Genomic DNA, 12,600 nt, shown 5'->3' with positions numbered 1-12,600 from the left:
TATATAACAATTTCAACCGGATAAAATTCCATGATTGTTCTCCCGGCACCAACTCGCTCCACGCCTATCCGTGCAGCGTCGACGATCCGGCAAAGGGAGGCCATCCCATCTCTTTTCCGCCGACAAGATGACCATGAATATGAAAGACACTCTGAAGGGCATCGGGTCCCGTATTGAACACAAACCGGTAACCGGACTCCCTGATACCCAGAATACCGGCAACCGTTCCGGCAGCAAGCATAAGGCTTCCTGCTGTCGCTTCATCTTCGGGCTCCAGATCGTTCAGGGAGGCAATATGGCGCACCGGAATAATCAACACATGTTGAGGTGCAACAGGCGTGATATCCCTGAATGCCACAACATGCTCATTTCGGTAGATAATCTTCGCCGGGATCTCGCCGTTTACGATTCGGCAGAAAAGGCACTCCGGATGATGATTGGTCATTACGTTCAGTTTTTATGTAAGGGGTCACTTTTCGCTTCGGCTGACGGCACTTCCGATCGCCCGTTTTCCGGTATAACCTCCTCGGGACGTTTTGAGGCAAGCACTTTGTCGATCCGCTGGCCATCAAGATCAACAATCTCAAGCGTCCACTCTTCCCATATCATGACATCTCCGGTCTGAGGCATTCGACCGAGCTGCCACATCATAAGACCGCTCAAGGTGTGATAAAGTCCTTTATCCTCATCCGGAACCGATCTGAGTTCAAGCGTATCCTTCAGCTCAGGCACAGGAATAAGACCATCCAGCAGCCATGAACCATCCTGGCGCTCAACCGCCCATGAATCCTCGCTGTTGCGCGGTACAAACTCTCCTGTCACCGCTTCAAGCATATCCTGAAGGGTAACGAGCCCCTGAATCTCCCCGTACTCATCAACAACAAAAACCATCTGGGTGCCTGAAGTCCTGAAATGGTCCAGCAGCTCCATACCGGTAAGGGTTTCCGGAACATAGACACAGGGCTGCAACTGTGAAGTAAACTCGGTCAACCCCCCCTTCAGGGTTTTCGACAGAAGCTGTTTGGCGTTGACCACGCCAAGCAGGGATTGCAGACCCCCGTTACAGACCGGAAAGCGGGAGTGCTCGGACTCTGTCACCCGCAGAATATTCTCTTCCAGCGGTTTTGAAACGTCAAGAAAGACAATATCAGCTCTCGGCACCATAAGGGTTCCAAGCTGACGATCATCAAGACGGAACACATTGCGGACCATCTCATGCTCGTGCTGTTCGATAACTCCCGCTTCAGAGCCCTCCTCAAGCATAGCATGAATCTCCTCTTCGGTAACGCTGGGATAGGCCTGGGGGCTTTGCCCCATAAGGCGGAGGATAGCATCAGTTGACGCGGAAAGAAGCCTTCCGAACGGACGGGTTATTGTCGAGAGGGTAAACATGGGACGGGAAACCAGACATGCGATTCCTTCCGGATCGAACTGGCCAAGCCTTTTGGGAACAAGCTCTCCAACAACAATCGTGATATAGGTGATCGACAGGACAACGATAGCGGTCGAAATGATATGGCTGATTTCCGGATCCATCCCGAATGCCTGAAACCTGACCGCCAGTGGTCCGGCAAGAGCACCCTCTCCGACAATACCATTAAGAATACCGATTGAGGTAATGCCTATCTGTATGGTCGAAAGAAAACGGGTCGGCTCCTGACCAAGCTTGATGGCGACCGCTGCCGATTTATCCCCATCCTCGGCAAGTTTTGCAAGACGAGAGCGTTTAGCCGTCACCAGGGCTATTTCCGACATGGCAAAAAGGCCGTTAACAACAATCAGTGACAAAAGAAAGAGTATTTCCATAAATTCATTTTTGAACATTCCGGGAAGAGAAAAAAATTCAGCTAAAGCACCCGTCCACCAACAGACGGAATCGCCCCGGAGAGTTCTGTTCTTGCAATAGAGGCATTACATCAAGCTTATCATCTACACGTTTAAACTGCAATTTCCAAACAGGAGCCAGCAACATGCAAAATTCCCCTGAATAAAATCCGTTTCCACAGTGTACCTCCATGAATTATAAGTATTAACCGGAAAATACGGTAAAAGATTCTTGCATTCGCACCGCTGAAGCCTGAGCATGAGATAATCATCAGGAAATTCGCGGATGTTGTTGATCTCCGGAGTCACTCAACCGTGTGTCGAAAAAAAAGAGATTGCCGGAAAAGCGGAGAGAAGCAGCGATTCAACAGGGAGAATAATGGACCGGCAGCCTTAACCAGGGCTGCCGGCAAGCAGGCAGATACGGATTCAGATAACAAAAAACGATTTGACTTTTGCTATAAACTGCTTCTCGGTCATACGGTCACAGGCTTCAACCGCCTTGACTTTTTCATGCAGTGAGCCGACCTTGCTGATCGCCTTGGCAAGCTCAATCTTTGCTTCACCGGGACCGAAAAGAGCAATACCCGAAGAATCACCGAGCAGAGCCATCACTTTTTTATAAAATGCCTGATACTGGTGTTTTCGGCTCTCGTCAGCGGTCTGCTCTTTTGAAATTGACTGCGCAACCGACGTTCCGCTCGATTTCCAGCCCCCTGAAGGCCGGAAATGACTTTCCGCTTCGGACGGAACACGCTGAACAACCAAACTCTCGCCTTCTATTGAAACCAGAAGCGCCTCTTTGTGATCAATCCATAAACCGGTGTGTTTTTTCATGGCAACTGAGCTCCTTCGTTGAGAGGTTCCCTGAATGGAAGCACAAGATCATTGAAAACAACATCCTGCAGAACAAAAACATTCCCTCTCAAAACAACTCGCGCCCTTACATGGAATCGCGAATTTCCTTCTCCTTGTCCGACATGAGTTTCGCCTTGAGAAACCCCCGGTTCATGCGGGCAATATTGACTACGGAAATTCCTTTCGGGCACTCCGCTTCACAGGCATAGGTGTTGCTGCAGTTGCCGAAACCAAGCTGATCCATACAGGCTACCATCTTCTGCACCCGCTTTTCAGTCTCTATACGCCCCTGCGGCAAAAGAGCGAGATGAGAGACCTTTGCGCCGATAAAGAGCATGGCGGCAGCGTTGGAACAGGCGGCCACACAGGCCCCGCAGCCGATGCAGGCGGCGGCATCAAAGGCCGCATCGGATTTCGATTTCTCGACAGGAATGGTATTGGCGTCAGGCACACCTCCGCTATTAACCGATACATAACCGCCAGCCTGGATCACTTTATCAAACGCACTTCTGTCAACAATGAGATCGCGGATGACCGGAAAAGCCTTTGCCCGCCATGGTTCGATATGGATAGTCTCCCCGTCCCTGAAAGAGCGCATATGAAGCTGGCAGGTGGTTACCCCCTTGACCGGCCCGTGAGGCCTCCCGTTTATATAGAGGCTGCATGTACCGCATATACCCTCCCGGCAGTCGTGGTCAAAGGAGACCGGATCACCACCGCTCTCAATAAGCTGCTGGTTGAGGATATCAAGCATTTCAAAAAATGAGCTGTCGGAAGAGATCCCTGATACCTCGTAGGAAACCATACCGCCTTTGGCCTCCGCATTTTTCTGGCGCCAGATCTTCAGCGTAAAATTCATATTATCCTCTATTTATAGCTCCGCTGGGAGAGCTTGATCTCGTTGAATTGAAGTTCCTCCCTGTGCAGCACTGCATCACGGCCGGTGTATTGCCATGCGCCGACAAATGCGAACTTCTCATCGTCGCGCAAAGCTTCACCATCACTGGTCTGGTACTCTTCCCTGAAATGACCCCCGCAAGACTCTTTTCGCTGCAGGGCGTCGCGTACCATGAGTTCGCCGAGTTCGATAAAGTCAGCAACCCGGCAGGCCTTCTCAAGTTCAGGATTATATTCATCCAGACCTCCCGACACCTTTACTCCCCGGGCATACTCCCTCTTCAGCTCGGTAATGAGATAGAGGGCTTCGGTAAGACCCGCCTCATTTCTGGCCATCCCGCAATACTCCCACATGATCTTGCCGAGGCGGCGATGGAAGTGATCAACCGACTCCTTGCCCTTGTTGTTATGGAGTTGCTTCAGGCGGTCAGCAACCCCCTCTGCGGCGGCAGTGAATTCGGAAGCGGCAGGATCAAACCGCGGTGTATGAATCTCAGATGCAAGATAGTTGCCTATCGTATAGGGCAGCACAAAGTACCCGTCGGCAAGCCCCTGCATAAGCGCAGATGCCCCGAGACGGTTGGCTCCATGGTCGGAAAAATTGCACTCCCCGGCAGCAAAGAGTCCCGGAATGGTCGTCATCAGCTCGTAATCAACCCATAGACCTCCCATGGTATAGTGCACCGCCGGATAGATCATCATCGCGGTTTCATAGGGTGATTCAGCAACAATCTGCTCGTACATCTGGAAGAGGTTGCCGTATAAAGCATCAATGGTATCATGCCCCTTGCGCTTGATGGCATCGGCAAAGTCCAGATATACCGCCATTCCTGTAGAGCCGACACCATATCCGGCGTCACACCGCTCTTTGGCCGCCCTTGATGCGACATCCCTCGGAACAAGATTTCCGAAAGCAGGGTAACGGCGCTCAAGATAGTAGTCCCGATCCTCCTCGGCGATATCGGATGGTTTGATATCCTTATGGCGCAGCCGCTCCACATCCTTTAATTTTTTCGGCACCCAGATCCTTCCATCGTTGCGCAGGCTTTCACTCATCAGGGTCAGCTTTGACTGAAAGTCGCCGTGCACCGGAATACAGGTGGGATGAATCTGTGTAAAGGCCGGGTTGGCCATAAAAGCCCCCCGCTTGTAGGCACACCATGCCGGAGTCACATTGGAACCCATGGCATTGGTGGAGAGGTAAAAAACATTGCCATACCCGCCGCTTGCCAGCACAACCGCATGTGCGGCGTGACGCTCAATCTCGCCGGTAACCAGATTCCGGGTAATGATTCCCCGCGCCTTTCCGTCAACAAGCACCAGGTCAAGCATATCGCGCCGATTGTAGAGCGTAACGGTACCTGCGGCGATCTGACGGCTTAAGGCACCATAGGCCCCGAGCAGCAACTGCTGGCCTGTCTGGCCCCTCGCAAAGAAGGTTCTTGATACCTGTGCACCCCCGAAAGAGCGGTTTGTCAGAAGCCCGCCATACTCCCTGGCAAATGGGACCCCCTGGGCAACACAGAGGTCGATAATCTGGTTGCTGACTTCAGCAAGACGGTACACATTGGCTTCACGTGCCCGGTAATCGCCGCCTTTGATGGTGTCATAAAAAAGCCGGTAGGCACTGTCACCGTCGTTGGCATAGTTCTTTGCGGCATTGATTCCACCCTGTGCAGCGATGCTGTGAGCACGGCGCGGTGTATCCTGATAGCAGAATGCCTTGACATTGTAGCCAAGCTCTCCGAGAGAGGCGGCTGCAGAGGCCCCGGCAAGACCGGTACCAACCACGATGATGTCAAGTTTGCGTTTATTGTTGGGGTTTACCAGCTTGCATCCCGATTTGTAGGCGGTCCATTTGTCTGCCACCGGCCCTTCAGGGATTCTGGCGTTGAGGCGTGTCATTGAAACGTGTAGTGAGTGTTGTTTTCGGTAAATAACACAGTTAGCTGCTCTTGTTTACTTGATTAACAGGAGGTAGACCGGAACAAGGCTGAATCCTGCTGCAATGCATACCGAGTAGATCGTACTTGCAAGCTTGACTGCTCCCATATAGCGGCTGTGGTTCCATCCAAGGGTCTGAAATGCCGACTGTATTGCATGGTTGAGATGGATGCCGAGAGAAACAAAACCGGCAATATAGATCAGGGAGTACCAGGGCGATGAGAAGAGCAGCAGTGCGCGATGATAGAAGTCGTGCCGTTCGATGCCGGGAGGCGGGGCGACAAGACCTGTCTTGATAAAGTAGAAATCTATAAAGTGAAGAAGCAGGAAGATGAGTACAATAATGCCGGTGTGGAACATGTACTTTGAAAAAAAGGAGGTGTCCGAAGCGTTGGCACACTCATAGCGGGTCGTGCGTGCAGCGCGGTTCTGGCCGGAGACCAGCATACCGAAGAAGATGTGAAGCAGAAAGCCTGCAAAAAGAACAATTTCAAATACCTTTATGATCGGATTGGTAGCCATAAAGGTTGCCGCTTCAGTAAACGAAGCGCCTCCATCGGATTTCAGCAGCAAAAGATTGATACCGAGATGCACGAGGAGGAAGGTAACCAGAAAAAGCCCCGCAAGCGCCATAAGCACTTTTCTGGTAATCGAAGAGTACATGAGCATAGTAGTGGTACGAATTACGAACCGTAGTTATTGCGATGATAAAGAACAGTGGATTAAATCCTGTGTACTCAAAGGTAACGCCCTCTCAATTAACTTCCAATTAAATAATCTTTGCTGACCCCTTTTATCCAACAAGGGCAACCGCACGGATCGGTGAAGCCTCAGCTCCGGCTATTTTCAGCGGAAAAGCGCAAAAAGTGAAGGGAGAATCGGGAAGTGACGACAGTGCAGTCAGATTCTCGATGAGCACAATCCCTTTCCCGAGCACTCTTCTGTGAACAGGGAGATCAACTGAATCCGGAAGATCCACAGAGATCATATCCACCCCGATCCCTTTCAGATCAAACTCTGTGAGCCAGTGTGCGGCTTCAACCGAGAGCGCCGGATATCCTTTAAAATAATCCGGCCGACCCCAGTTTTCGCTCCATCCGGAAGAGAGCAGGAGAAAGTCACACGAACCAATCAATGCAGAGAACGGTTTGAGCTGCTCTTTGCTGATAACCCCTCCGGCGGCATCGCGAACATCCATGACGACACCTTTTCCGGCAAATTGTTCAACCGCAAAAACATCGGGTCTTGTCATTTCGGAAAGAATATGGGAGGGGAGGTCGATATGGGTGCCGGTATGGGAGGAGAGTGTGATAAGCTGCTCGGAAAAGCCCTCTTTATCAAGCGTTGCAAGCGGCTGAAATTCCGGTTCGGGCGTCCCCGGATAAACCGGCATTCCGGGCTCTATGGTATGCGAGAGGTCAATAACCCGCATGATGCCGATCTTTTTTCATAGCAAACAAGTTGCGGAACATTAGGACACCTCTATTAATAGAGCCATGAAACCCCGGCGATAATGGCGTTGGAGTTTATGCCCATATTCGAGCGGTCAACAAGACCTGCGTGAGAGATGTGACGCCAGCGGTAGCCGCCAAAAAACGCCGTTTTGTCCGATACCCGGTATTGAAGGCCTGAACCGAAATGATCAAGAAAGTTAAACCCGGCTTTGCCCTGCTCTATCGAATCAACACTTAAAAACATGGGCGCAAAGCTTGCCTCAAAAAAAAGATCCACCGGAGAGGCGAGTTTGCGGAAATAGCGCAGACCGATACCGCAACCGGCTTCCACACCATCCTGCGGACCGGAAATCAGATTCACCTGCGGCTCAAGTGCCAGCTGCAGGGTGCTCTTTGCGCCCTCAATACCCAGCAATCGGTTCATATTGAATCCAACTCGTGCAATGAGCGGATACACGGTAAAGTTATCCGCTTTTCTGTTCAGCGAACCCCACACATACCCTGAAGCGAAGCCAAGTTCGTTGAGCACAACCGCCGGTTTTTTCCCGCTTTCCGGTGAGCCGTCAGGAGCACTCGCCTTCAGCGGCAGAGCGTGAAACAGCATTGAAAAGAGCAGGAGAGAGGTGGAAACCGCTCTGCAGATAAACGTATTCATTTCTGTTTGGTTTTAGGTGCAAGAGAATAATGAACGCTCCGTTCAGGAATATAAAACCGTAACCTGCATTCTTCAACATGACGCGCATGAATCGCAAAGAGCCGTTCAAAAGCTTACTCCTTTCGACCGGTTCTGTCTGCTATATACGTCATGATAGTGCGAACCGCTTTATCACGTTCACAATCACAGAAAATCTGGTGTCCGGAACGTTCAAACCAGACAATTGAGCGCTCCTCCGGAGACGTTGCCGCCCGATTGCAGAGCAGGGTTGCGCTATTTGGAAGCACGGTTGCCTCCTTTCTGTTATGCAGAATCATGAAAGGTACGTTGACTTGATCAAGCAGCCTCTCGGTAGTCCGGATCAGATCAAACAGGGAGAGAATAGCATTGGTCGGAACCCAGGCGTAATGGGGAGCCAGGCACTGAGGCCGCAACTCCTGCAAATCACTTTTCAGATCCCACTTTTTGATCATCATACTGACAAGCCGAGCTGCAAAATGAAGCGGTCTGCCAGGTGCAAGCAGAGAGACAAGCCTGAGTGCCGGTGTTGCAAGGATAAGAGAATCAACCTGTTTCGGGTAGCGTACCGCAAGATTAAGGGCAAGCAGTGCACCCATACTGTGCCCGATCACGATAACCCGCTCCACCTCCAGCGAGAAATCCTTAAACGCCAGCTCTGCATCCTTAAGCCATGCCTCCCATCCTACGCCATCAAGTGCATCGGGAGACGTGGCCCCATGCCCGGCAAGCAATGGCATGCAGAAAGGGATACCCATTTCCTGCAAGGGCTTGCGCAACGCCTCCACACTCTCAAGTGTTGCGGTAAAACCATGTATGATTAAAACGCCGAAAGGACTGCGGGCCTCAGGTTCTGCAACCATGTTCACACGGGGTAAAGTCTCTCTTTCCAACTGCAAAAACCTTTAAGGCTCAATACCGGAAAGTTAAAAATAGTGTCAATAGAGGAAGAATAAGCGTAAATTGACATTTATTAAAATAAAAGGCACCATAAAAGGCGACATCCATGAACGATTCAATGCGCAAATTATTTCTGGCCGGATGCCTGCTGCTGCCTCTGGCACTCAGTTCATGTACCTCTTCCCGATCCTCATATATAGGCGGGATTTCACCTGAAGAGGCCTACCGGACAGGAAAACTGAAAAACACCCCCTACGTCATCAACGGCAAGGTTTATGTCCCAATGAGCTATGAAGAGGCGAACTCCTACGAGGAGACAGGTTTGGCTTCATGGTATGGTCATGAAACCCTGAGGCAGCATAATGGACAGCCGACCGCATACGGCGAAATATTTGACCCTTCAAAACCAAGTGCCGCACACAAATATCTTCCCCTGCCTGCTCTGGTAAAGGTAACCAACCTTGAAACCAATGCTTCGATTGTAGTCAGGGTCAATGACCGCGGCCCGTTTGTCGGTGACCGGATTATCGATCTGAGTGCTGAAGCGGCCAAAAGGCTCGGTTTTTATGACAAGGGTACCGCCAAAGTAAAAATCGAGGTTGTCAACCGCTGATAAAGCCTTGCTTTAAAATACAAGGCAATTTTAATATCCGGGTTTATTTAAAGGGCTCCACTCTCAGGGCAGCCTCTATTTTATCACGTTGCGACGGACTCACGCGCGACTCCTCCGCATACTCCCTCCATCGGGAGACGACCTTCATCACCTCATCAATAATCGTTTCTGCTCGCCCGCGCTTCATGGAAGCACTCTTTGAACACGCTTTGAAATCCTCCAGGGTAAAGCCACTCCGCTTGCCTTGCATCGTCATCTGATGAGTTGATGTCCATTTACCGCCCGGCTGATAGCTGTAGGTCATGTCGAAAGCGGGAGAGAGCGACCACTTTCCACTCTTGTCCATCAGAAAGGCAATGTTCTTTACGTGGTCATCCTGATTACGGGCCACAATATTGAAAACCATCCGCCGGAACTGCTCCTCAATGGCCGCCATCGGCAACCCCAGTCGGCGGATTACCTGCAACGCCTGCTCGTAGCCGTATGCTCCCGCCTGATTGAAATCAAAATGCGCCATGCCGCAAAGTGACTGCATGTGCAGCTTGCCTCCGCCTTCCTGCCGGTCGAACCGTTTCGTCATGAAGTGGCGGCGTCCGTTCTCCTCGAAAAGGCGGCACGGAGTCATGGCAATTCCCGCATCCACCGCCATCCTGTAATAGGCATACTCGATTGCGCCGTAACCCTTCGGGTCGTCCAGCTCCTTATCCCTGTTTCCGCTGACACCGTCGAACTTCATCAGCCAGTACTCAAATCCACTGCCAGCCTGCACCTGACCTGAACGAACTTCGTTCGTTTCCGGATTCCAGGCAATCACCGCCTTGGCCCGCGCACCGCCAGCCGAAGTGCCGACCCGCAAAATATCCCGTAGAGCTGTTTGCCTTCCCTCCTCGTGGAACCAGACCTCCAGGTTGTCACGATGGGTCAAAACCTCTGACGCCAACGCTACCAGCTTGTCAACCTCAACACGGGAAGATGCGGGTGCACCCAATCGGATTGCCGGAGCATACTCCAGCGCACCCATGCCGCGCGAACCGATGTAACAAAGGCGCTCCACCGCATTGAACGACTCCGGCATACGTCCGGAACGGGCAAGCCAGGCATCAATCAACGCACTGCCAAACCGATCCGGCAGTGAATCCGCCAAAAGCCCCGGAAGAGCATGGAAGGTTTCCCGTTGCAGCGATGGGAAGGAGTATAGCCTGCCTGATAGCGGCATCATCAGCGGGGCCACCTCAATACCGCTGCTGATGAAAGCCGGATCATATTCAAAGGAGGCTGTCGCAGCATTGTCGTCCAGCGACACCGCACCGATCGTGCGTCCCCAAAGGTTTACCATTGCTGTCGTGCTCATGCTTCGTCACCCCACGTCCAGGGCTTTTCATCGGTTGGTTTTCTCCTGCCACTGGCTCGCTTTCGCGCCTTGCCTTTGAGCCTGAGCAGATCCATCGGACGCGCTCCGGACTCGGGCACCAATGCTTCCATCCGATCAAGCAGCCCCAATACCCGAAGAATCCGGATCATGGTCGACATCTGCGCCGTAGCTCCAGCCTCGACACGTTCCACGGTCCGCTTCGATACTCCCGCCTGCTCCGCAAGCATCTCCTGGGTAAGCTGAAGTTCCAGCCGCCGCTGAGCCAATCGCTTGCCCAGCTCTCCCAGAATCGCCTCATCACTCAACAAGCCTTCAATCTTCATCACGAATCTCCGCTTTTCCTTATATCATAAATCGCAATCAGTGGCGATATAAAGAACAAATATAGATATTTATATCAATTTTTGACGAATTAATAGATGCATTTATTGATAGATATTTCAATTAATTGTCGTGAGCGGTTAGGGTGCGAGGCGGACGGGGCTCCGTCCGCGCAGAGAGAAGAGATTTATTGCGGTGTCCTACAAGGTCTGTTCAATGGAGCTGGCCGTTACAGCCATGACGGCACGTGCCCATGCAAATTTAGCGTGGGTTGCATCAAAATCAGGCCCGGAGGTCTCTATGCTCGCCGTGCCTTTAATCAAAAATCCGGTGCCAGGCCCCATATTTCCTGCGACCTTGCGGCTGCCGAGTGTAATCAACACCTGATTGTTAAACGCAATGTTCGCTTCCGTATGTTGCATGTAGCCGACTGGAATCAGAATGCGCTCTGCTTCGGTAATTCGTACATAACTGTTCCAGGTATTGACCATATGAGGGCCATCCTGCCCCAGAGTTGCAATCGCAACCACTCCGTCATGCTTCAATACTTCCGTTAATTTCTCTGGAATCATCCCTATGCTCCCGATTGTGTTTGAATTAAATATGGGGAATCCTGCTGATTCGCCTCCATTATGGTAAAGCTTTTACAATAGATTGCCAACCGTAGAGATCTGCCGGATAATTCAGCGCTTGTAATTGACAACCTGGGCAGGGTTCAGGTTTTTCGGGGTCACAGCCCTTGCGTATTGAACCAGCGTGGTGATACCAATCAGAAAAATGAGCACCAGAACAAGCTTCCTGAATTTTTCCTGCGGAATTCTCTCAAGCAGCCATTTTCCGACCCATGAACCGGCAAAGGCAATTATAATCAGACCGGGAATGTAGAAAAAGTACTTCAGCTCAAGGGAGCTGTGGTTTAAATAGATTACCATCCGGCTGATATCCACCCCAAAGTCAATCGCCGCAGAGGTGGCAATGAAGATGCCTTTCTCAAGGTTGAATGCCGCCAGCACCAGTCCTCTTATGGCGCCACCCGTCCCGATAAGTCCTGCCAGAAACCCCGCTATGCCACCTCCTATCACGGCATTGGGCTTGCTGGGTGGCAAGGCGATATGAGGAAAAAGATAGAGCAGCAGGCTGAACGCGATAAGAAATATGCTCATGGCCAGCTCGACATATTGCACATCGAGCTGGGTACTGAGATAGGCGCCGACAATCACCAGCAGGATACTGGGAATACCCATAAGCAGAACCAGCCTGAAATCAATATGACGACGAAACAGCAGCAGCTTTGACGAGTTGCTGAACACATGCAGAATGCTTGTCAAAGCAAGCACGGTATGGATATTGAAAAAAAGTCCTGCAAGCGGAACAAAAAACACCGACGAGCCGAACCCGCCAATCGTTCCTGCTATTTCCGAAAGGAAAGCGGTAACAAAAAACAAAAACTCAAACATACTTGAACACCTTTATGGCAGGAGTGTAAAACAAGGATAAGAGGAATGGCGCACTATTTATTGCGCGTCTGAGGGGCAGAGCGCTTACTTAAAACCGATAAAAGATGCTGGTCCCGAGTCAATAGCTCCAGCCCAAAACAACGTGTGGTTGCGGCAATAAGAGTCTGTAAGATAAAGTGTGTAAACGGTCATAGTTTCCTATCATTACAAAAGGAGAAAAGCTATGGCCAAAAAGCAAGAACAGATTCCCGACAGCCAGAAGGCACTGATCGACCAGCTCATCCGTG

At 51.2% G+C, this 12,600-nt stretch carries 14 protein-coding genes; 1 reads left to right on the top strand and 13 read right to left on the bottom strand.

The window, feature by feature from the left end; genetic code table 11:
- Positions 1–64 precede the first annotated feature (64 nt).
- The 9 genes from G9409_RS03650 to G9409_RS03610 all read right to left on the bottom strand — a co-directional run bounded on the left by G9409_RS03650 (position 65) and on the right by G9409_RS03610 (position 8,513).
- Positions 65–445: a histidine triad nucleotide-binding protein gene (locus G9409_RS03650; RefSeq protein WP_166807482.1), complete on the bottom strand. Its 381-nt coding sequence runs from the start codon at positions 443–445 to the stop codon at positions 65–67.
- Between the two features lie 5 nt (positions 446–450).
- Positions 451–1,806 carry a hemolysin family protein gene (locus G9409_RS03645; protein WP_166807481.1) on the bottom strand — a complete coding sequence of 452 codons (1,356 nt, stop codon included), beginning with the start codon at positions 1,804–1,806 and terminating at the stop codon, positions 451–453.
- A gap of 447 nt (positions 1,807–2,253) precedes the next feature.
- Entirely contained in the window at positions 2,254–2,661 is a 408-nt protein-coding gene (locus tag G9409_RS03640; RefSeq protein WP_166807480.1) for a hypothetical protein, read from the bottom strand.
- 106 nt (positions 2,662–2,767) lie between these two features.
- Positions 2,768–3,541, bottom strand: a complete 774-nt coding sequence (locus G9409_RS03635) for a succinate dehydrogenase/fumarate reductase iron-sulfur subunit (protein WP_166807479.1) — start codon at positions 3,539–3,541, stop codon at positions 2,768–2,770.
- An 8-nt stretch (positions 3,542–3,549) separates the two neighbouring features.
- Positions 3,550–5,484 (bottom strand): fumarate reductase/succinate dehydrogenase flavoprotein subunit, encoded by a 1,935-nt coding sequence (locus G9409_RS03630; protein WP_166807478.1) that lies wholly within the window; start codon positions 5,482–5,484, stop codon positions 3,550–3,552.
- Between the two features lie 54 nt (positions 5,485–5,538).
- Entirely contained in the window at positions 5,539–6,192 is a 654-nt protein-coding gene (locus tag G9409_RS03625) for a succinate dehydrogenase cytochrome b subunit (protein ID WP_166807477.1), read from the bottom strand.
- 124 nt (positions 6,193–6,316) lie between these two features.
- Positions 6,317–6,955, bottom strand: a complete 639-nt coding sequence (locus G9409_RS03620; protein ID WP_166807476.1) for a cyclase family protein — start codon at positions 6,953–6,955, stop codon at positions 6,317–6,319.
- A 53-nt stretch (positions 6,956–7,008) separates the two neighbouring features.
- Positions 7,009–7,632, bottom strand: coding sequence for an acyloxyacyl hydrolase (locus G9409_RS03615; protein WP_166807475.1), 624 nt, complete (start codon positions 7,630–7,632; stop codon positions 7,009–7,011).
- 113 nt (positions 7,633–7,745) lie between these two features.
- On the bottom strand, positions 7,746–8,513 hold the full coding sequence (locus G9409_RS03610) for an alpha/beta hydrolase (protein WP_166807474.1): 768 nt from the start codon (positions 8,511–8,513) through the stop codon (positions 7,746–7,748).
- A gap of 143 nt (positions 8,514–8,656) precedes the next feature.
- On the opposite strand from G9409_RS03610, the gene G9409_RS03605 reads away from it, so the two are divergent.
- Positions 8,657–9,163 (top strand): septal ring lytic transglycosylase RlpA family protein, encoded by a 507-nt coding sequence (locus G9409_RS03605; RefSeq protein WP_166807473.1) that lies wholly within the window; start codon positions 8,657–8,659, stop codon positions 9,161–9,163.
- Positions 9,164–9,206: 43 nt separating this feature from the next.
- Here the strand turns inward: G9409_RS03605 and G9409_RS03600 are convergent, their stop codons facing one another.
- From G9409_RS03600 to G9409_RS03585, 4 genes are all read right to left on the bottom strand, one after another.
- The gene (locus tag G9409_RS03600) at positions 9,207–10,514 is read right to left on the bottom strand and encodes a type II toxin-antitoxin system HipA family toxin (RefSeq protein WP_166807472.1); all 1,308 of its coding nucleotides are present in this window, start codon (positions 10,512–10,514) and stop codon (positions 9,207–9,209) included.
- A complete protein-coding gene (locus G9409_RS03595; RefSeq protein ID WP_166808020.1) occupies positions 10,511–10,858 on the bottom strand; it encodes a helix-turn-helix transcriptional regulator in 348 nt (115 codons plus the stop codon). The genes G9409_RS03600 and G9409_RS03595 overlap by 4 nt, the downstream gene beginning before the upstream one ends.
- Positions 10,859–11,056: 198 nt before the next feature.
- Positions 11,057–11,428, bottom strand: coding sequence for a pyridoxamine 5'-phosphate oxidase family protein (locus G9409_RS03590; RefSeq protein WP_166807471.1), 372 nt, complete (start codon positions 11,426–11,428; stop codon positions 11,057–11,059).
- A 111-nt stretch (positions 11,429–11,539) separates the two neighbouring features.
- Positions 11,540–12,313: a sulfite exporter TauE/SafE family protein gene (locus G9409_RS03585; RefSeq protein ID WP_166807470.1), complete on the bottom strand. Its 774-nt coding sequence runs from the start codon at positions 12,311–12,313 to the stop codon at positions 11,540–11,542.
- Positions 12,314–12,600: the final 287 nt, after the last annotated feature.

Source organism: Candidatus Chlorobium masyuteum, assembly GCF_011601315.1.
In the GTDB taxonomy this organism is placed as follows: domain Bacteria; phylum Bacteroidota; class Chlorobiia; order Chlorobiales; family Chlorobiaceae; genus Chlorobium; species Chlorobium masyuteum.
The sequence above is the reverse complement of the archived record's forward strand: the minus strand, read 5'-3'. Positions and strand labels throughout refer to the sequence as shown.